This window comes from Klebsiella sp. S69 (genome assembly GCF_016516145.1).
In the GTDB taxonomy this organism is placed as follows: domain Bacteria; phylum Pseudomonadota; class Gammaproteobacteria; order Enterobacterales; family Enterobacteriaceae; genus Klebsiella; species Klebsiella oxytoca.
Window position 1 is genome coordinate 21,917 of the sequence record NZ_JACVUU010000015.1, and the last position, 20,005, is coordinate 41,921.

At 54.3% G+C, this 20,005-nt stretch carries 15 protein-coding genes; 8 read left to right on the plus strand and 7 right to left on the minus strand.

The annotated features are described in order from the left end of the window. Positions 1-12 precede the first annotated feature (12 nt). Entirely contained in the window at positions 13-2,118 is a 2,106-nt protein-coding gene (rlmKL, locus tag IAE27_RS15505; RefSeq protein WP_070557431.1) for a bifunctional 23S rRNA (guanine(2069)-N(7))-methyltransferase RlmK/23S rRNA (guanine(2445)-N(2))-methyltransferase RlmL, read from the minus strand. A 98-nt stretch (positions 2,119-2,216) separates the two neighbouring features. Between rlmKL and IAE27_RS15510 the strand changes: the two genes are divergently transcribed. Next, the gene (locus tag IAE27_RS15510) at positions 2,217-3,326 is read left to right on the plus strand and encodes a YcbX family protein (RefSeq protein ID WP_016808052.1); all 1,110 of its coding nucleotides are present in this window, start codon (positions 2,217-2,219) and stop codon (positions 3,324-3,326) included. Here IAE27_RS15510 and zapC read toward each other — a convergent pair. Together zapC and pyrD are read right to left on the minus strand one after the other, a co-directional pair. Further along, positions 3,323-3,865 (minus strand): cell division protein ZapC, encoded by a 543-nt coding sequence (gene zapC, locus IAE27_RS15515; protein WP_004100747.1) that lies wholly within the window; start codon positions 3,863-3,865, stop codon positions 3,323-3,325. The two genes, IAE27_RS15510 and zapC, sit on opposite strands and share 4 nt — an antisense overlap. Before the next feature lie 168 nt (positions 3,866-4,033). Next, the gene (gene pyrD / locus IAE27_RS15520; RefSeq protein ID WP_004100745.1) at positions 4,034-5,044 is read right to left on the minus strand and encodes a quinone-dependent dihydroorotate dehydrogenase; all 1,011 of its coding nucleotides are present in this window, start codon (positions 5,042-5,044) and stop codon (positions 4,034-4,036) included. A 247-nt stretch (positions 5,045-5,291) separates the two neighbouring features. Here pyrD and ssuE point away from each other — a divergent pair, with 247 nt between their 5' ends. From ssuE to ssuB, 3 genes are read left to right on the plus strand one after another with little or no spacing between them, the layout of a single operon-like run. Beyond that, positions 5,292-5,867 (plus strand): NADPH-dependent FMN reductase, encoded by a 576-nt coding sequence (gene ssuE, locus IAE27_RS15525; RefSeq protein ID WP_004100743.1) that lies wholly within the window; start codon positions 5,292-5,294, stop codon positions 5,865-5,867. A 54-nt stretch (positions 5,868-5,921) separates the two neighbouring features. Beyond that, entirely contained in the window at positions 5,922-6,713 is a 792-nt protein-coding gene (ssuC, locus tag IAE27_RS15530; RefSeq protein ID WP_004100742.1) for an aliphatic sulfonate ABC transporter permease SsuC, read from the plus strand. Beyond that, positions 6,710-7,483 carry an aliphatic sulfonates ABC transporter ATP-binding protein gene (gene ssuB, locus IAE27_RS15535; protein ID WP_070557432.1) on the plus strand — a complete coding sequence of 258 codons (774 nt, stop codon included), beginning with the start codon at positions 6,710-6,712 and terminating at the stop codon, positions 7,481-7,483. Before ssuC ends, ssuB begins: the two co-directional genes overlap by 4 nt. A 64-nt stretch (positions 7,484-7,547) precedes the next feature. Here ssuB and pepN read toward each other — a convergent pair whose 3' ends face one another. Next, complete coding sequence (pepN, locus tag IAE27_RS15540) at positions 7,548-10,163, minus strand: aminopeptidase N (RefSeq protein WP_070557433.1); 2,616 nt, start codon at positions 10,161-10,163, stop codon at positions 7,548-7,550. Positions 10,164-10,490: 327 nt separating this feature from the next. Between pepN and pncB the strand changes: the two genes are divergently transcribed. The 4 genes from pncB (at position 10,491) to IAE27_RS15560 (ending at position 16,454) form a co-directional block, all read left to right on the plus strand. Continuing rightward, entirely contained in the window at positions 10,491-11,693 is a 1,203-nt protein-coding gene (gene pncB / locus IAE27_RS15545) for a nicotinate phosphoribosyltransferase (protein ID WP_004100738.1), read from the plus strand. A 312-nt stretch (positions 11,694-12,005) separates the two neighbouring features. Further along, complete coding sequence (asnS, locus tag IAE27_RS15550) at positions 12,006-13,406, plus strand: asparagine--tRNA ligase (protein WP_004100736.1); 1,401 nt, start codon at positions 12,006-12,008, stop codon at positions 13,404-13,406. Positions 13,407-13,996: 590 nt separating this feature from the next. Continuing rightward, on the plus strand, positions 13,997-15,076 hold the full coding sequence (locus tag IAE27_RS15555; RefSeq protein WP_004100735.1) for a porin: 1,080 nt from the start codon (positions 13,997-13,999) through the stop codon (positions 15,074-15,076). A gap of 187 nt (positions 15,077-15,263) precedes the next feature. Beyond that, the gene (locus IAE27_RS15560) at positions 15,264-16,454 is read left to right on the plus strand and encodes an amino acid aminotransferase (RefSeq protein WP_004100734.1); all 1,191 of its coding nucleotides are present in this window, start codon (positions 15,264-15,266) and stop codon (positions 16,452-16,454) included. A 66-nt stretch (positions 16,455-16,520) separates the two neighbouring features. On the opposite strand, the gene IAE27_RS15565 is transcribed toward IAE27_RS15560, so the two are convergent. The 3 genes from IAE27_RS15565 to ldtD form a co-directional block, all read right to left on the minus strand. Continuing rightward, positions 16,521-17,168 carry an MBL fold metallo-hydrolase gene (locus IAE27_RS15565; RefSeq protein WP_070557434.1) on the minus strand — a complete coding sequence of 216 codons (648 nt, stop codon included), beginning with the start codon at positions 17,166-17,168 and terminating at the stop codon, positions 16,521-16,523. 13 nt (positions 17,169-17,181) lie between these two features. Beyond that, entirely contained in the window at positions 17,182-17,733 is a 552-nt protein-coding gene (locus IAE27_RS15570; protein ID WP_064345263.1) for a YcbK family protein, read from the minus strand. A 301-nt stretch (positions 17,734-18,034) separates the two neighbouring features. Then, positions 18,035-19,828: a L,D-transpeptidase gene (gene ldtD, locus IAE27_RS15575; RefSeq protein ID WP_154022544.1), complete on the minus strand. Its 1,794-nt coding sequence runs from the start codon at positions 19,826-19,828 to the stop codon at positions 18,035-18,037. Between the last annotated feature and the right edge of the window lie 177 nt (positions 19,829-20,005).

The window sequence follows — 20,005 nt, forward strand, 5'->3', positions numbered from 1 at the left end:
TCTTTATTCCTTTCAGGCTGCGGTAATCAGCCAGCAGTTGTGAATCTGACGGTTGCGGGCAAAGTCCTGAGACAGCGTTTTTTGCGTAATCTCCTGCGCCTTCAGGCCCAGCTGCGCCAGCCCGTCATGATCCATACGGAAACCGCGTTTGTTGTTTGAGAACATAATCGTGCCGCCTTTACGCAGCAGACGTTTTAAATCGGTCATCAGACGCAAATGGTCGCGCTGAACGTCAAAGGCGTCATCCATACGCTTCGAGTTGGAGAAGGTGGGCGGATCGATAAAGATCAGGTCGAATTGTTCGGTCGTCTCCCGCAGCCAGCCCAGCACATCGGCCTGCATCAGGCGATGCGCGCGACCGGTTAAACCATTGAGGCGCAGGTTACGCTCAGCCCATTCGAGGTAGGTACGCGACATATCAACCGTGGTCGTGGATCGCGCGCCGCCAAGGCCGGCGTGAACGCTGGCGCTGCCGGTATAGGAGAACAGATTGAGGAAGTCTTTACCTTTACTCATCTGCCCCAACATGCGGCGAGCGATACGGTGGTCGAGGAACAGCCCGGTATCCAGATAGTCGGTCAGATTAACCCACAGACGCGCGTTATACTCCTGCACCTCAATGAATTCACCTTTTTCGCCCATTTTCTGGTACTGATTTTTACCTTTCTGCCGCTCGCGGGTTTTCAACACCAGCTTATTCGGCGCAATCCCAAGCACGGCAATGGTGGCAGCAATAATATCGAACAGACGCTGACGGGCTTTATGCGCGTCAACGGTTTTCGGCGGCGCATACTCCTGCACCACAACCCAATCGGCGTAACGGTCAATAGCGACGTTGTATTCCGGGAGGTCGGCATCATACAGGCGATAGCATTCAATACCTTCCTGGCGCGCCCACTTCTCATGTTTTTTCAGGTTTTTACGCAGGCGGTTGGCGAAATCTTCCGCCAGCATCGCGGTTTTGCCGCCTTCGTTTTCCGCAAGGTGGTAATTCTTCTGTACACAGTCGAGCGGGCCGTTTTTCGCTTTGAACTGCTTATCGGCGCGCAGCTGCAGGCAGCTCAGCAGATCCGGCGAGGCGCTAAACAGCGACAGGTTCCAGCCGCCAAACTGGTTTTTCATAATCCGCCCCAGCAGGCTATGCAGGGCAATCAGCGCCGGCTCGCTCTCCAGACGCTCGCCGTATGGAGGGTTGCTAATCACTGTCCCGTAAGGGCCCTTCGGCAACGGGTTGCTCAGCTGGGCGACATCTTTCACTTCGAAGGTAACCAGCTCGCCAATACCGGCACGGCGGGCGTTACGCTGCGCGCGTTCGATAACCCGGGCGTCAACGTCGGAACCGTAAAAGCGCGACTCATACGCCGCCAGCCCCTGACGGGCGCGGGTTTGCGCTTCGGACTTCACCTCTTTCCAGATAGCATCATCATGCTGCGCCCAGCCGCCGAAACCCCAATGGCCGCGGTGTAAACCCGGCGCCCGATCGGTCGCCAGCATCGCCGCTTCAATCAACAGCGTACCGGAACCGCACATGGGATCGAGCAGCGGCGTACCGGTAGCCCAGCCGGAACGCATCACTATCGCCGCGGCCAGGTTTTCTTTGATTGGCGCCATACCGGTACCGTCGCGGTAGCCGCGCAGGTGCAGGCCCTCGCCGCTGAGATCCAGAGAGATATGCGCGGTCTCTTTATTCAGCCAGACGTTAATGCGCAGATCGGGGTTTTCGCGATCGACGTTGGGACGCGGCAAATTCTTACGCGTAAAGCTGTCGACGATGGCATCTTTAACCTTCAGCGCCCCATACTGGCTGTTGCGGATCTCTTCGTTCAGCCCGCTAAAATGCACGGCAAAAGTGGCATCCTGGCTGAAAATCTCCGTCCATGGAATGGCCTGCACGCCAAGATACAGATCCAGGTCGCTGTATACGCTGCACTGCCCCAGCGGCAGCATAATCCGCGAAGCCAGTCGGCTCCACATCAGGCTTTGATACAGCAGCCGCGTATCTCCCTGAAAATGGACCCCGCCCTGGACCAACTGGCAGTCCACCGCGCCCAGCCCTTCCAGTTCAGTTTTTAACAGCTCTTCCAGCCCACGAGCCGTACTGGCAAACAGAGAATTCATATCGTCACTTTTACTAAAAGAAAATTGGTGCGCATTATAGCCAATATGCGCCCCATGTCATAAAGTTAAAGGCTTATTTTTAAAGCCAGGGGCAGCGTATGGTAACCCTTTCGCGACTTTTTATTCATCCCGTCAAATCGATGCGGGGAATTGGCCTGAGCCACGCTTATGCAGACATCAGCGGGCTGGCCTTCGATCGTATATTTATGGTGACGGAAACCGATGGCACCTTTATCACCGCTCGTCAGTTCCCGCAAATGGTCAAGTTTACTCCCGCGCCGCTCCATGATGGTCTGCATCTGACCGCTCCGGACGGTAGTAGCGCGATCGTGCGCTTCAGCGATTTCTCCGTGCAGCAGGAGCCGACCGAAGTCTGGGGCAACCATTTTACCGCCCTGATTGCCCCGGCCGGGGTGAACCAGTGGCTAAGCGGTTTTTTCAACCGCAGCGTTCAGCTGCGCTGGCTGGGGCCAGAGCTTAGCCGTCGGGTAAAACGTCACGATGCCGTCCCCCTCTCCTTTGCCGACGGTTTTCCCTATCTGCTGGCCAATGAAGCTTCGCTGCGAGACCTGCAAAATCGCTGTCCGGCCAGCGTAAGCATAGAACAATTTCGCCCGAATCTGCTGGTGACCGGCGCGGCCGCTTGGGAGGAAGATACCTGGAAAGTGGTGCGTATTGGCGAGGTCGTTTTTGATGTCGCGAAACCCTGCAGCCGCTGCGTGTTGACAACCGTCAGCGCAGAACGTGGGCAAAAGCACCCTGGCGGTGAGCCATTAACCACCCTACAGGGATTCCGCACGGCGCTGGATAACGGCGATGTCGATTTTGGCCAGAACCTTATCGCGCGAAATAGCGGCACGATCCGCGTCGGCGATGAGTTAGAAGTGCTGGCCCGCGGCCCGGCGAAGGCCTACGGCGCCGGGGAAAGCGACAATTCGCTGGCGCCTGAGACTCAGCAGAACGCAACGGTGGAAATTGAGTGGCAGGGACTGAGCTTTACCGGTAATAATCAGCAGATCTTGCTGGAGCAGCTGGAACAGCAGGGAATTCGCATTCCTTACTCCTGCCGGGCAGGGATTTGCGGCAGCTGTCGCATCCGTCTGGAAGAAGGGGAAGTCAGCGCGCTGAAGAAAAATGCGGTCGCCGCCGATGGCACCATTTTGTGCTGCAGCTGCGTACCGAAAACCGCGGTAAGGCTGGCGCCTTAAACCGCCTGGCCCAGGCTGTAGCTGGCGACGGCGGTCGCTGGCTGCAGTCGGTCGTTCATAATTTTAATCACGTCCCCCAACTGCATCACTCGCCCGGCAAGCGTCAGTCCCGGCTGCGCTAGCAGGCACAGCGCAGCGTTTTCGCCGGGCTCAACCACCAGCAGATTAACCTGCTGACCGGTATCGCTCAGCCATGCGCTAGCGGCATCACCGGTACCGGGCTGCCAGCTCTGTTGATGAGTAGTGAAATGCCAGCTTTTCGGCATCTGCGGCTTAAGGAAACGAATGGCGACCAGCGCATTGAGCACTAATTCAGCGCGCTGTTCTTTGGATAATTCAAGGTCGCGGCATTTTTCTTCAAATGAAAAATAGAGTGCGGCGTCATCAACACAAAATCCGGAAGGGGCGAAGGCATCTGGCGTCAGCATCCGGCGGGGAAAACGGGATCGGAATAACATACCATTAGCCAGATCGAGCATCATGCGGTCATGCTCTTCATCGTAATACCAGCGCCAGTTATCGTCAGGTTTAATCCGCATTTCTACCCCCGTCCTCTTTCACATCCATCTGCAATAAACAGCAAAACTGCTACAGAATATTTCAAAAATTAAGAAAAGACTAAAATGTCTAAATAAGCAACAATGAAGGAATATAAAACAACCAGGGCTATAAATAAAGCCCTGGTGGAGTATCAGAAGGGGAAAAGATTAGATATGGGTAACAATTTCTTTAATCAGCGGCGGACCTTTAAAAATAAATCCGGAATAAATCTGCACCAGAGTCGCACCGGCGGCTATCTTTTCACGAGCGGCAATCACTGAGTCAATACCGCCGACGCCGATAATTGGCAGACGGCCATTTAATTCCTCAGATAGCATACGGATGATTTCGGTACTTTTCAGCTGCAGCGGACGCCCGCTAAGCCCACCGGTTTCATCGCAATGTTTCATTCCCTGCACCAGTGAACGATCCAAAGTGGTATTGGTGGCAATGACCCCATCGATATTATGTCGGACTAAACTGTCCGCAACCTGGATCAATTCCTCGACGGAAAGATCCGGAGCGATCTTTACTGCCAGCGGAACATATTTTTGATGTTTTTCCTGGAGTTCACGCTGCTTATTTTTAATACCAGAGAGCAGATCGTCGAGAGCTTCTCCGTATTGTAACGTACGCAAGCCCGGAGTATTCGGCGAGGAGATATTAATGGCGATATATCCGGCGTAAGCGTAGATTTTTTCCATACAAATCAGGTAATCATCTTTGCCTTGCTCTACCGGGGTATCTTTATTCTTACCAATATTAATCCCCAGAATGCCGTCAAAATGCGCTTTTTTTACGTTCTCTACCAGGTTATCCACGCCATGGTTATTAAAGCCCATGCGGTTGATCAAACCTTCGGCATCAACCAGGCGGAAGATCCTTGGCTTATCGTTGCCCGGCTGCGGACGAGGCGTTACGGTACCAATTTCAATGGAACCAAAGCCCATTGCGCCAAGGGCATCGATGCATTCGCCGTTTTTGTCCAGCCCGGCGGCCAGGCCCAGCGGGTTCTTGAATGTGAGTCCCATGCAGGTCACCGGCTTAGCCGGCACCTTCTGGCGAACCAACATTTCCAGCGGGGTACCCGAAACACGGCGTAATTGTTGAAAAGTGACTTCATGAGCGCGCTCAGGATCGAGCTGAAAAAGGGCTTTACGAACGAAGGGGTAGTACATGAACTCTCCTGGATTCCCGGTGTGCAAACCGGGGGCGTATTATGTGCGATCCACCCCGGAAAGGGAATTGACCTACGACAAAAAATCTTATCTCCGACGCAAACGTTTACTTTTCCCCCTTCGTTATGCGCTTTCTGACAATCCAACGCCGGATAAATCATTTAGGGAAAGATAAGCGCTCTGTCACACTGCGGCTAAATGTTATCAATTATAGATAAATGAAAATATTTGGTTATAAGGAGAGAATATGCGAGTCATAACACTTGCGGGTAGCCCGCGTTACCCTTCCCGCTCCAGCGCGCTCCTGGAATACGCCAGAGAGACCCTCTCCGCGGCGGATATCGAGGTTTGCCACTGGCACCTGCAGAATTTTGCCCCGGAAGACCTGCTCTATGCTCGCTTCGATAACCCCGCTCTTCACGCGCTTAATGAACAGCTTGCCGGCGCGGACGGGCTGATTATTGCCACGCCGGTCTATAAGGCTTCTTTTTCAGGCGCACTCAAGACGCTGCTTGATCTGCTGCCGGAACGCGCGCTGGAAGGCAAAATCGTTCTGCCGCTGGCTACCGGCGGGACCATCGCGCATATGCTGGCGGTGGATTACGCCTTAAAACCGGTACTCAATGCGCTGAAAGCTCAGGAGATCCTCCACGGCGTTTTTGCTGACGATAGCCAGGTCACGGATTATCAGCATAAACCGCAGTTTACGCCGAATCTGCAGGGTCGCCTCGACCTGGCGCTGGAAACTTTCTGGCAGGCGCTGCATCGCCCCAGCAGCCGCGCGCCGGCGCTGAAAACCTTACAGCGGGTTGAGCACGTTTAACGACCAGCGCATTGCCCTTAACAGGGCAATACGCTAGCGAATAAGGAATACTCCATGGCGACGCTTTCGCAAAAATTTCTCATCCGCATAGCTCCCTGGCTTTTACCGGTGGGCAGCGTGATTATTTGGCAATTCGCCTCCTCCATCGGCTGGCTTTCCACCCGGATTTTACCGTCGCCGGAAGGCGTGCTCAAAGCCTTCTGGACGCTCTCCGCCAGCGGCGAACTATGGCAGCATCTGGCCATTAGCTCGTGGCGGGCACTTATTGGTTTCAGTATCGGCGGCTCCATTGGTCTGGTTCTCGGGCTTATCAGCGGCCTCTCGCGCTGGGGAGAACGCCTGCTGGATACCTCTATTCAGATGCTACGTAACGTGCCGCACCTCGCCCTGATTCCACTGGTCATTTTATGGTTTGGCATTGATGAAAGCGCCAAAATTTTCCTCGTGGCGCTGGGGACGATGTTCCCGATTTATATCAACACCTGGCACGGCATCCGCAACATTGACCGAGGGCTGGTAGAGATGGCTCGCAGCTATGGCTTATCGGGCTTTGCGCTGTTCCGTCACGTGATCCTGCCCGGCGCCCTGCCCTCAATTATGGTCGGTATCCGCTTTGCGCTCGGCCTGATGTGGTTAACGCTGATTGTTGCGGAAACCATTTCTGCTAACGCCGGTATTGGCTATCTGGCAATGAACGCTCGCGAATTTCTGCAGACCGATGTCGTAGTCGTCGCCATTATTCTTTACGCTATTCTCGGCAAACTGGCCGACTTCAGCGCACAGCTCCTTGAACGCGTCTGGTTGCGCTGGAATCCGGCTTATCACCTTCAGGAGGCCAGCGCATGACAACCGCGCGTCTTAATCCCGGAATTCCGCTGCTGTTAAACGGCGTAAGCAAGCGTTACGGCAGCAAGACGATTCTGAATGAACTCGATCTGCATGTCCCCACCGGGCAATTCGTCGCGGTGGTCGGTCGCAGCGGCGGCGGTAAAAGTACGCTGCTGCGGCTGCTGGCAGGGCTGGAAAAGCCCAACGGCGGCCAGCTGCTGGCGGGCTCGACGCCGCTGGCACAAATTCAGGACGATACCCGGATGATGTTCCAGGATTCCCGCCTGCTGCCGTGGAAAACGGTGATCGACAACGTCGGACTGGGGCTGAAAGGCCAGTGGCGTGAGGCGGCGCTTAAGGCCCTGGCGAGCGTTGGCCTTGAAGACCGCGCCGGTGAATGGCCTGCAGCGCTTTCCGGCGGGCAAAAGCAGCGCGTAGCGCTGGCGCGTGCGTTAATTCATCGTCCTGGATTATTGCTGCTTGATGAGCCGCTCGGCGCACTCGACGCGCTGACTCGTCTGGAAATGCAGGATCTGATCGTTTCTCTGTGGCAGGATCATGGCTTTACCGTCCTGCTGGTCACCCACGACGTCAGCGAGGCGGTGGCGATGGCCGATCGCGTATTGCTGATAGAAGAGGGAAAAATAGGTCTGGATCTGCTGGTGGATATCCCCCGTCCGCGGCGCACCGGCTCGGCGAAGCTGGCCGAACTGGAAGCGGAAGTGCTGCATCGGGTGATGCAGCGCGGCAAGAATGAATCCTCGCCACGCTTAGTGAGTCACGGTTAACGACTGCGACGTTTCCCCGCTCGCGCAGCGCGAGCGGGGCGACAGGTTTGGACTCGTGCGGGCGTTATGCCAGCGCTTTACTGATTTTCTCGAACAGATCCCCGGAAAGATTCTCCAGACCTTTCAGCTGCTCAAGCGCCCCGCGCATCAGCGCCTGACGCTTGTTATCATAGCGTTTCAGACGAATCAGCGGTTCAATCAGACGCGACGCAACCTGTGGATTACGGCTGTTCAGTTCAGTGAGCATTTCCACCAGGAACTGATAGCCGCTGCCGTCTTCGGCATGGAACGCCGCCGGGTTGCTGCCGGCAAAAGCGCCGATTAGAGAACGGACGCGGTTCGGGTTACTCATGCTGAACGAACGATGATTCAGCAGGCCGCGAACCGTCTGCAGGACGTTATCGGCCGGGCTGGTTGACTGCAGGATAAACCATTTATCCATCACCAGTCCGTCCTGATGCCATTTATCATCATACTCCTGCATCAATGCATCACGGCACGGCAACTGGGCAGCGACTGCCGCCGCCAGCGCCGCCAGCGCGTCGGTCATGTTGTCCGCATGGTGATACTGCGCGCTAACCAGTTTATCCGCCAGCTCCGCGTCGCCAAACGCCAGATAGCGCAGGCAGGTGTTACGCAGAGAACGCTTGCCGATATCGGCATGCTCAACGCGGTAGCTGTCAAGCTTGTTGGCGTTGTAAATCACCAGGAACTCGTCTGCCAGCTCTTTCGCCAGCGTACGGGTCAGCGCTTCACGCACCGCGGCGATAGCAAGCGGATCGATAATCGCAAACAGCTCAGCAATTTCATTCGCCGAAGGCAGCGTCAGGATCTCCGCCGCCAGCGCCGGATCGATCTTCTCATCCAGCAGGATGGCGCGGAAAGCATCGGCTACGTGGATCGGCAGCGACAGCGGTTGCCCCTGCTGGTGGCGGTTAACGTTGAGTTTGATATAGGTTGCCAGCAGGCTCTGCGCCGCGTCCCAGCGGGAAAAATCATTACGCGCGTGGCGCATCAGGAAAGTCAGCTGCTGATCGCTCCATTTGTACTCCAGCTTCACCGGGGCAGAGAACTCGCATAGCAGCGCCGGTACCGGCTGGAAGTAGACATTATCGAAAACAAAAGTCTGCTCCGCCTGGGTCACGTTCAGCACGTGATGCACCGGGTGACCGCCCTTCTGCAGCGGGATGACTTTGCCTTCGTTGTCGTAGAGTTCGATATCGAACGGAATATGCAGCGGTAGCTTCTCAGCCTGCTCAGCGGTCGGCGGCGTGCGCTGGCTGATGGTCAGCGTGTACTGCTCCGTTTCTGGATTGTAGTCATCATGGACGGTAACGATCGGCGTCCCGGACTGACTATACCAGCGGCGGAAGTGGGATAGATCAACGTTCGAAGCGTCTTCCATCGCCTGGACAAAATCATCGCAGGTCGCGGCGCTGCCGTCATGGCGTTCAAAGTACAGCTGCATTCCTTTCTGGAAATTCTCTTCGCCCAGCAGCGTATGCAGCATGCGGATCACTTCAGCGCCCTTCTCATACACCGTCAGGGTGTAGAAGTTGTTCATCTCGATAACCATATCCGGACGAATCGGATGCGCCATCGGGCTGGCATCTTCGGCGAACTGCAGACCGCGCATAGTACGCACGTTATTGATGCGGTTGACCGCACGTGAGCCGAGATCGGAACTGAACTCCTGATCGCGGAAAACGGTCAGGCCTTCTTTCAGGCTGAGCTGGAACCAGTCGCGACAGGTTACGCGGTTACCGGTCCAGTTATGGAAATATTCGTGGCCAATGACGCGCTCGATATCCAGATAGTCTTTATCGGTCGCGGTATCGGTGCGCGCCAGCACGTATTTAGAGTTAAAGACGTTAAGCCCTTTGTTCTCCATGGCGCCCATGTTGAAGAAGTCAACGGCGACAATCATATAGATATCAAGATCGTACTCGAGGCCAAAGCGGGTTTCGTCCCACTTCATTGAGTTTTGCAGCGAAGTCATCGCCCATGGAGCGCGATCGAGGTTGCCGCGGTCTACATACAGCTCCAGCGCAACCTCACGTCCCGAACGAGTTTTGAAAGTATCGCGCAGGACGTCGAAATCACCGGCCACCAGCGCAAACAGGTAGCACGGTTTGGGGAACGGATCCTGCCACTGAACCCAGTGGCGACCATTCTCCAGCTCCCCCTGGGCTACGCGGTTACCGTTGGAGAGCAGGAACGGGTATTTGGCTTTGTCGGCGATAATTTTGGTGGTGAAGCGCGCCAGCACGTCCGGACGGTCAAGGTACCAGGTAATATGGCGAAAACCTTCCGCTTCGCATTGGGTACACAGCGCTTCGCCGGACTGATACAGCCCTTCCAGCGCGGTATTGGCCGCCGGGCTGATTTCGTTGACGATAGTAAGGGTGAAATGTTCCGGCAATCCGCCGATCGCCAGCTGGTTATTTTCTTCCTTATAGTCGCTCCACGGCTGACCATTAACCAGCAGAGAAACCAACGTCAGGTCTTCGCCATCCAGACGCAATGGCACATCAGACGCAGCCGCGTGGCGGGAGACCTTACTCTCAGCCGTAACAACGGTTTTCGCGGCATCCAGGTCAAAGGTCAAATCGATATCGCTAATCAGATACTCCGGCGCACGATAGTCGTGGCGGTATTTGGCTTGGGGCTGTTGTGTCATAAAAAACCTTTAGCATGTCCTGTAAAGTGTCGACTCAGTCTATTCCTGTTGCGCAAATCTCGCTATGCAGAATCTTCATCTTTTCAATGCTAAACATGAAAATTGCTACATTCTGATAACACCAGAGGCACGAAATGCGCTCGACCAGGCGCAAAGCTTGTGGTGTGATGCGTGTTCAATATATTAAACTAGGCCTCGCAAATGACCGTTAGCGTCGTCATCAACCGTCGCCGCGGGACAGAGTCGGGTATTACAGGTATACTCCGCCTCCTTTTACCGCTTTGGTTTTGATGGAAACGCTCCAGTGAGAGGATGCTACTGCGCACCATGACCCAATTCACTTCTCCTGTACTGCATTCGCTGCTTGATACGGATGCCTACAAGCTGCATATGCAGCAGGCTGTCTTCCACCGCTACAATGATGTGCAGGTTGCGGCGGAGTTCCGCTGCCGCGGGGACGATCTGCTCGGCATCTACGCCGATGCGATTCGCGAGCAGGTTGAGACGATGCGCGACCTGAGGCTGCAGGACGATGAATATCACTGGTTGTCGAGCCTGCCCTTCTTTGCGCCAGATTATCTCGACTGGCTACGCGGCTTCCGCTACGATCCGCGCCAGGTTACCGTCACTAATGACAACGGTAAGCTGAATATTCGCCTGTCCGGGCCATGGCTTGAAGTCATCATGTGGGAAGTTCCGCTGCTGGCGGTGATAAGCGAGCTGGTGCACCACTACCGCTCGCCGGAAATCACCGTGACGACAGCGCTGAATACCCTTGAACATAAGCTGTCCGACTTTAACCGCCTCACCGCTGATGTCGATATGTCCGGCTTCCGCCTGATGGATTTCGGTACTCGCCGCCGCTTCTCCCGCGAGGTGCAGCAGGCCATTGTTCAGCGTCTGCAGCAGGAGCCGTGGTTCACCGGCACCAGCAACTACGATCTGGCGCGTCGGCTTAACCTGACGCCAATGGGAACCCAGGCGCACGAGTGGTTCCAGGCGCACCAGCAGATCAGCCCGAACCTGGCCAGCAGCCAGCGCGCGGCCCTCGCGGCCTGGCTGGAAGAGTATCCCGATCGGTTAGGTATCGCACTGACTGACTGCATCACGATGGACGCTTTCCTGCGCGATTTCGGGCCGGAATTTGCAACCCGCTATCAGGGGCTACGCCACGACTCCGGCGATCCGGTAGAATGGGGCGAGAAGGCTATTGCCCATTACAAGAAGCTGGGCATCGATCCGCTGAGCAAAGTGCTGGTATTTTCTGATAATCTCGACCTGGCGAAAGCGGTCGATCTTTATCGCCACTTCTCCTCACGGGTCAATCTGAGCTTCGGTATCGGCACACGTTTAACCTGCGATATTCCCCAGGTTAAGCCGCTGAATATTGTTATTAAGCTGGTGGAGTGCAACGGTAAGCCGGTAGCGAAACTTTCCGATAGCCCGGGTAAAACGATTTGCCACGATAAAGCCTTCGTGCGTGCCCTGCGTAAAGCCTTCGATCTGCCGCCGGTCAAAAAAGCCAGCTAACGCTGTGCGAAAAAATGCGTCCGTAAAACCGGACGCATTTTTATTATCGTCCCCTTTCCGCTCAGAAAAGTGTTTCATATTCACCGCCCTGTTTTCATTGCGAAATGCCCTGCGCGGGATAAAGGCAATGCTTAAAACTCTCTTAATATCAGGCTCTCCCGTCGTAAAGGAGACAATCTCCTTATTTATTTCCTAAAACACCCCTTTCTTGCGCGAAATCTACTTGTCTGATGGAAGATGACAGGTAACATAGATATCCCCCTGTCGAAGGGGAATACAGATTTTTCTATTGGACTAACAAGAGAGACTATTATGAGCGTTGTGCCTGTAGCCGACGTACTCCAGGGCCGCGTTGCCGTTGACAGCGAAGTCACCGTGCGCGGATGGGTGCGTACCCGCCGAGATTCTAAAGCTGGCTTTTCTTTCCTCGCCGTCTATGACGGTTCCTGCTTTGATCCTGTACAGGCCGTTATTAGTAATTCTCTTCCCAATTACAATCAGGAAGTGCTGCGCCTGACCACCGGCTGTTCAGTCATCGTGACCGGTAAAGTCGTGGAATCCCAGGGTCAGGGCCAGAGCTTTGAGATTCAGGCCAGTCATGTTGAAGTAAGCGGCTGGGTAGACGATCCGGAAACTTATCCGATGGCGGCTAAACGCCATAGCATTGAATACCTGCGTGAAGTTGCCCACCTGCGCCCGCGCACCAACCTGATTGGCGCCGTGGCGCGCGTTCGCCATACCCTGGCGCAGGCGCTGCACCGCTTCTTTGACGAACAGGGTTTCTTCTGGGTTTCTACCCCGCTGATTACCGCTTCTGATACCGAAGGCGCGGGCGAGATGTTCCGCGTTTCCACGTTGGATCTGGAAAACCTGCCGCGCAACGATCAGGGCAAAGTCGATTTCGATAAGGACTTCTTTGGTAAAGAGTCATTCCTGACGGTTTCTGGCCAGCTGAACGGCGAAACCTACGCCTGCGCGCTATCCAAAATCTACACCTTCGGCCCAACCTTCCGTGCGGAAAACTCCAACACCACCCGCCACCTGGCAGAGTTCTGGATGCTGGAGCCGGAAGTCGCCTTTGCTAATCTGAACGATGTGGCAGGCCTGGCGGAAGCGATGCTGAAGTACGTTTTCAAAGCCGTTCTGGAAGAGCGGGCAGATGACATGCAGTTCTTTGCCGAACGCGTTGATAAAGATGCGATCGATCGTCTGCAACGTTTCGTTTCCGCGGATTTCGCTCAGGTGGATTACACTGACGCGGTCACCATTCTGGAAAATTGCGGTAAGCAGTTCGAAAACCCGGTGTACTGGGGCGTGGATCTCTCCTCCGAGCACGAACGCTATCTGGCGGAAGAGCATTTTAAAGCGCCGGTAGTCGTAAAAAACTACCCGAAAGAGATCAAGGCGTTCTATATGCGCCTTAACGAAGACGGGAAGACCGTCGCCGCAATGGACGTTCTGGCGCCGGGTATCGGTGAAATTATCGGCGGCTCCCAGCGTGAAGAACGCCTGGACGTACTTGACGCGCGCATGGCGGAAATGGGTCTTAATAAAGAAGACTACTGGTGGTACCGCGACCTGCGCCGTTACGGCACCGTGCCGCACTCCGGTTTTGGTCTGGGCTTCGAGCGTCTGATTGCCTATGTGACCGGCGTACAGAACGTTCGTGACGTGATTCCGTTCCCGCGCACTCCACGTAACGCCACATTCTGATTTTTTCGGTCATCTCACGCAAAGGTCGGCGCAAGCCGGCCTTTTTTTGTGTCAATTTACGTTAACGAATATCAGGAAATTTAAACATCAACCCGCGATATTCATAAATATGTTACGCACTATTTCGCTCATACCTGAAGTTACAAACCGCACTTAATGTCCAAGAATCGTCAAACCTGCTGATTATATTGCTCACTATTTAACCAACCACCGCACATCTTGCAACGACAAGATCTGAATAAAAAAAAAGCAAAAAGCAGCTGTAAAATGCGCAACCCCTCTGTTATCTAAATTAATCATAATTAATTCATATAGATATATAAAGAGAGCTGATTTTGTCAGCGAACAGGGACGGAATGTTGATAGAGTTCACAAAGTTCCCAAAAATACACATTTAGTTACATAGAATTTCCTTTTGTTACTCATATGCGATATTGGTAGCATTTTCAGGCTAGCGAAACGTTGTTCTGAATGGAAAGATGCCTCCAGACACCAAACTATCATCAATAGTTCCGTAAATTTTTATTGACGAAACGTATTGGCGGCAGTGGCAAGTGTTCATAAAAAAATATAAATGAGGGTAATAAATAATGATGAAGCGCAAAATTCTGGCAGCGGTAATTCCTGCCCTGCTGGTAGCCGGTGCAGCTAACGCTGCAGAAATCTATAACAAAAACGGCAATAAACTCGACTTTTACGGAAAAATGGTTGGCGAGCACGTCTGGACCACTAACGGTGACACCAGCAGCGACGACACCACCTACGCCCGTATCGGCCTGAAAGGCGAAACCCAGATCAACGATCAGCTGACCGGTTACGGCCAGTGGGAATACAACATGGATGCGTCCAACGTTGAAGGCTCCCAGACCACGAAAACCCGTCTGGCTTTCGCTGGCTTAAAAGCCGGTGAATACGGTTCATTCGACTACGGTCGTAACTACGGCGCCATCTACGACGTTGAAGCGGCGACCGATATGCTGGTTGAATGGGGCGGCGACGGCTGGACCAACACCGACAACTTCATGACCGCGCGTACCAACGGCGTTGCGACCTACCGTAACTCTGATTTCTTCGGTCTGGTTGATGGCCTGAGCTTTGCGCTGCAGTACCAGGGTAAAAACAAAGAACGCGCTGTGAAGAAACAAAACGGCGACGGCTTCAGCACCGCGGCTACCTACGCGTTTGACAACGGTGTAGCGCTGTCCGCTGGTTATGCTAACTCCAGCCGCAGCGGCGACCAGAAAGCAGACCGTCAGGGCGAAAAAGCTGAAGCATGGGCAACCTCCGCTAAGTATGATGCGAACAACATCTACGCTGCAGTCATGTACTCTCAGACCTACAACATGACTCCGGAAAACGAAGGCAACTATTTCGCTAACAAAACTCAGAACTTTGAAGCCGTTGTTCAGTATCAGTTCGACTTCGGCCTGCGTCCGTCCATCGGCTACGTACAGACTAAAGGTAAAGACCTGCGCTCCCGTGCTGGCTTCTCCGGCGGCGATGCTGACCTGGTTAAATACGTCGAAGTGGGTACCTGGTACTACTTCAACAAAAACATGAACGTCTACGCTGCGTATAAATTCAACCAGCTGGACGACAACGACTACACCCGTGCTGCGAAAGTCGCGACCGATGATCAGGCAGCGGTTGGTATCGTTTACCAGTTCTAATTTGCAGTACACCCCTTCGTGATATGCCTAAAAAGCAGGACTTCGGTCCTGCTTTTCTGCGTTCCTGAGAGGAAGATCGTAACTTTTAAAAACCTTCTCGCTTTTTGTCGCAAACGGTTGGCAATTAACATAACTCCCGTTAACCTGATAGCGGATTTCCCTTCAGTAATCACAATGGAACCTCGTCATGTTTGAGAACATTACCGCCGCCCCTGCCGACCCAATTCTGGGCCTGGCCGATCTGTTTCGTGCCGATGACCGCCCAACAAAAATTAATCTTGGAATTGGTGTTTATAAAGATGAAACGGGTAAAACACCGGTCCTGACTAGCGTGAAGAAAGCAGAACAGTATCTGCTGGAAAATGAAACCACCAAAAATTACCTGGGTATTGATGGTATTCCAGAGTTTGGTCGCTGCACTCAGGAGCTGCTGTTTGGGAAAGGCAGCGCGATTATCAATGATAAACGCGCTCGTACCGCCCAGACTCCCGGTGGTACAGGCGGCCTGCGCGTCGCCGCTGATTTTCTGGCGAAGAATACCGACGTTAAACGTATTTGGGTGAGCAACCCAAGCTGGCCGAACCATAAAAGCGTATTCAATTCAGCCGGACTCGACGTTCGCGAATATACCTACTACGATGCCGCAAACCACAAACTCGACTTCGATGGACTGCTGGCCAGCCTGAACGAAGCGCAGGCCGGTGACGTGGTTCTGTTCCACGGCTGCTGCCACAACCCAACCGGTATCGATCCAACGCTGGAACAGTGGCAACAGCTGGCGCAGCTCTCCGTAGAGAAAGGCTGGCTGCCGCTGTTTGACTTTGCCTACCAGGGCTTTGCCCGGGGCCTGGAAGAGGACGCTGAAGGCCTGCGCGCTTTCGCCGCGCTGCATAAAGAGCTGCTGGTAGCCAGCTCCTACTCGAAAAACTTCGGCCTGTATAACGAACGCGTAGGCGCCTGCACGCTGGTTGCCGCGGACCAGGAAACGGTAGACCGCGCCTTCAGCCAGATGAAGTCCGTTATCCGCGCAAACTACTCTAACCCGCCGGCTCACGGCGCCTCGGTAGTGGCGACCATTCTCAGCAATGACGCACTGCGCGCCATCTGGGAACAAGAGTTAACCGACATGCGCCAACGCATCCAGCGCATGCGTCTGCTGTTCGTTAATACCCTGCAGGAAAAAGGCGCCAGCCGCGATTTCTCTTTCATCATTCAGCAAAACGGGATGTTCTCGTTTAGCGGCCTGACCAAAGAGCAGGTCCTGCGGTTACGCGAAGAGTTTGCGATTTACGCCGTGGCATCCGGGCGTATTAACGTCGCGGGCATGACGCCAGACAATATGGCGCCGCTATGCGAAGCGATTGTTGCCGTACTGTAAGCCCGCTCTCTAGCAAAAGCAAAAGGCCGCATTCGCGGCCTTTTCATCTATTTTCTTCCGGCAAATTTACCAGACAGGCATCTCATCCTGCAGGAATGGGTTATGCAGACGCTCATACCCAAGCGTCGACATAGGGCCATGGCCAGGAATAAACGATACGTCATCGCCCAACGGCAAGAGTTTGCGTTTAATCGCATCGATCAGCTGGCTATGGTCGCCACGAGGGAAATCGCTACGCCCCACCCCACCTTTGAATATGACATCGCCAGAAATCAGCAGTCGGGAAGCGGCATCGAAGAAGACCACGTGCCCTGGAGTATGACCGGGACAGTGCAACACCTGCAGAGAGGCGTTCCCCACGCTGACTACATCGCCTTCGTTCAACCAGCGATCCGGCTGCAGCGGCTGGCAATCTTCCAGACCAAACATCCGGCTCTGCGCCGGTAATCCTTCCAGCCAGAACTCATCTTCTTTTTCCGGCCCGATAATCGGCACGCCATAATGTTGCGCCAGCTCCGCCGCCGCACCAACGTGATCGAGATGGCCATGCGTCAGCAGAATTTGCATCAGGCTGACGCCTGCCGCGGTAACTTCCTGTTTAATTCGCTCAGCATCACCGCCGGGATCCACCAGCGCCGCCAGCCTGGTTTGTTCGCACCAGATTAAAGAACAGTTCTGCGCGAACGCGGTAACCGGAATAATACGATAGTTCATGAGGCTCCTTTCGTTACCAGTGCCGTACCGGCCCGGTATCAATATGCACAAAGTTGCTACGTGGGTAGTATCCTACACCACCTGTACGCATAGATAACGCGGCTTTGCGAACATTGCTTAACGAAACGCCTTCAATATGGAAATCCATGGCCTGGCCTTTGGTGTGGTAGCTGTGTTTCGCTACTCCCCGGCTGCGCGCGCGAAGCTCATTATTGGTATCAACAGAGCGATAACCGGAAATAAGCTGGACAGGCTTGTTCGTACCAAGTAATCCCTGCAGACGATAGAGTTGATCGAACAAACCGGGATCGATGGACTTAATCTTATTCGCGCGATAGTCGCGGAAAAAATGATTAAGTCTTGCTAATTCATCCTGAATATAGCCTCTGCCATCGAAAAACTCCGCCTTGAGTGATTCACCAGTATGCAGGTTGTTCAGCGTCAAAATACGCGGTCGTGGGGTCGAGAGGGTGGCAAATGCCGGCGCAGGCAGAATGGCAGCAGCACCGAGCGCGGCTCCACCTAACGCCAGCAGTTTGCGGCGATTAGCGTCAAATTTGTCCATGATAATCAGGTCTACAGGTAAATGAATCGTAATATACTTTTCCCGCAATCCGCCCGTTAGCCGCCAGCATACGCTCGTTCTTCGGCGGCTAATCGATATCAGCGACGAAGACCTGGCTTGCTCACCACCATTACGCTTTTGCAGGATTATATGTATATGCACTTCTGGCGCACGAAAGGCACCTTACCGGGCATTATTGCCAACGTCAAGGCAGCCTCCCCCCAGTAAACTCGGGCCTTGCAGACTGCAAGACCCGTTTTCACACACAGACAGGACAACCGAATCCGTTGAACTACTTCATTTATCTGATTAATTGTTCAGCTTTAGGCAGGATTTGTGCGCTGGATCGCGCGGTGAGATCGTAATTGTAAATATCTGTTCGATATTGTGTACGTCCATCAGCCCCGACAAAGGCGGTCAAATAATAGAGATTAACCGGGATATTCTGACGAATATTCACATAGCGGGTATTTCCCTGCTTGAGGGCATCCGAAATACGCGCGTCGTTCCAGCCCGCGTCCTGCAACAGCATATTCGCCAGCTCTGAAGCTTTATTCACCCGCACACATCCAGAGCTCAGCGCTCGCCCATCCCGTTGGAACAGAGTGTGATTTGGCGTGTCGTGCAAATATATGGCATCTGAGCTTGGCATATTAAATTTATAGCGCCCCAGCGAATTACGCGCGCCGGGAGCCTGCTGGAAGCGGAACGGCAGATTCGATGCGGTTATCGTCTCCCAGTCCACCTGATAAGGATCGATGGCCTCTTTGCTGTTCCAGCCGCGCATCATCGTATAGCCGTGTTGTTCAAGATAGCCGGGGTTATTGCGCACCTTCGGCAGGATATCTTTGCGCGCCAGCGTCGGCGGCACGTTCCACGGCGGGTTGACCACCACATTGTTTAGGGCACTGCTCATCATCGGCGTTTTGCGGTCCGGGCGGCCAACAATAACTCGTGATGCCAGCACCTCGCTGCCATCCTGGTAATAAACCAGCGAAAAGGCTGGAATATTAACCATAATACCGGTCGCAAGATTACCCGGCAGCAGACGTAAACGCTGGATATTTAAGGCCAGCACGCCGGCGCGCTGCGCGGGAGAGACGTTGAGCCAGTCGCGGGTCGCCTGACCGATCACGCCATCAGCGCCCAGCCCCTGCCACGCCTGAAAGCGCTTAACGCCTTCAACCAACTGGCGATCGTAAACGCCGCGGCTGCTGTTTTTAGCCTTTTTCCCGGCGGATGGGCTCACCACGTCATCGCCCGGCAGGGCAATTTTCGCCGAGTCATCGAGCATACCGGTGCGCTGTAAAATTTCCCTGAGCGCACCGGCATCATTGCTCCACTCCCCGGGACGTAGCGAGGTCTTACCGGTGAGCTGCGGCCACGGACGCGAATCGGCAACCTGCGCCAGTAGCGCCTGATGCATTGCAGCATACTGAGGATGCTGCGGCGCCAGGCCCGCAATGAACTGCGGCAGCGAACCGCTATCCAGCGCCACCTGCCACTGATTAACCACCGATAGCGGCGGTGTCGACATGGCATACGGTTTGGTGCCATACAGCCAGCGGTTGCCCTGAGTGGGAATACCACTAATAAAATGCAGATAGCCCATCATGGCGTCAGACAAAACAACATCCCGCGCCAGACCGTTCACCGCCGGGTCGGTTAACAGCTCAACCCAGGTGGTGAACTGCGGCTGAAAACCGGCAATAGCGACTTCAGCCAGCTGCTGCTGAAACGCCTGCACCGCCTCACGGTTATCCCACATCGGCTTCATATCCCTGGCCGCATACAGCGAGACCAGCGGATTCATAAAGACGGGTTGATAACCGGACGGCAGTACCGCCTGAATATCGGCACGGCTTTTCGCCGCCGCATCGGCAGGAAGGGCCTGCTCGCCAGCCATTTTGGCAACCGCCGCAGACTGGTTTGCGCTTTGGCTGAGCGCAGAAGAGAGCTCGCTGATGGTGGCTGAGCTATCCGATGGTACAATTTCAGGCTCTTCGGCCTGGACATTGAACAGTGGAGCGAATGCAAAAGCCAGGCCCAGACTGAGCGCTGACAATTGACGACCATACCGTTTCTTAAGCAACATCCCTTGCCCCCTGTTAACACATTGCTGCCCGCTAAAATGGGGCTTACTTTCAGTATATGAAGACGAAAACGCTTTTGCCTTCCCAAATGTAAAGAAGTTAAAAGATTATACAATCCTAAAATACAGGTACGGATAACAAAAAGGGCGACATCATGTCGCCCTTTGGCTGCTTATTGT

Coding starts and splice junctions, on each gene's coding strand:
- zapC (WP_004100747.1), bottom strand. CDS start 3,865: ATGCGGATTAAACCTGACGATAACTGGCGCTGGTATTACGATGAAGAG.
- ssuC (WP_004100742.1), top strand. CDS start 5,922: ATGGCGACGCTTTCGCAAAAATTTCTCATCCGCATAGCTCCCTGGCTT.
- pyrD (WP_004100745.1), bottom strand. CDS start 5,044: ATGTACTACCCCTTCGTTCGTAAAGCCCTTTTTCAGCTCGATCCTGAG.
- ssuB (WP_070557432.1), top strand. CDS start 6,710: ATGACAACCGCGCGTCTTAATCCCGGAATTCCGCTGCTGTTAAACGGC.
- IAE27_RS15565 (WP_070557434.1), bottom strand. CDS start 17,168: ATGAACTATCGTATTATTCCGGTTACCGCGTTCGCGCAGAACTGTTCT.
- rlmKL (WP_070557431.1), bottom strand. CDS start 2,118: ATGAATTCTCTGTTTGCCAGTACGGCTCGTGGGCTGGAAGAGCTGTTA.
- ssuE (WP_004100743.1), top strand. CDS start 5,292: ATGCGAGTCATAACACTTGCGGGTAGCCCGCGTTACCCTTCCCGCTCC.
- IAE27_RS15510 (WP_016808052.1), top strand. CDS start 2,217: ATGGTAACCCTTTCGCGACTTTTTATTCATCCCGTCAAATCGATGCGG.
- IAE27_RS15570 (WP_064345263.1), bottom strand. CDS start 17,733: ATGGACAAATTTGACGCTAATCGCCGCAAACTGCTGGCGTTAGGTGGA.
- IAE27_RS15555 (WP_004100735.1), top strand. CDS start 13,997: ATGATGAAGCGCAAAATTCTGGCAGCGGTAATTCCTGCCCTGCTGGTA.
- asnS (WP_004100736.1), top strand. CDS start 12,006: ATGAGCGTTGTGCCTGTAGCCGACGTACTCCAGGGCCGCGTTGCCGTT.
- pepN (WP_070557433.1), bottom strand. CDS start 10,163: ATGACACAACAGCCCCAAGCCAAATACCGCCACGACTATCGTGCGCCG.
- IAE27_RS15560 (WP_004100734.1), top strand. CDS start 15,264: ATGTTTGAGAACATTACCGCCGCCCCTGCCGACCCAATTCTGGGCCTG.
- ldtD (WP_154022544.1), bottom strand. CDS start 19,828: ATGTTGCTTAAGAAACGGTATGGTCGTCAATTGTCAGCGCTCAGTCTG.
- pncB (WP_004100738.1), top strand. CDS start 10,491: ATGACCCAATTCACTTCTCCTGTACTGCATTCGCTGCTTGATACGGAT.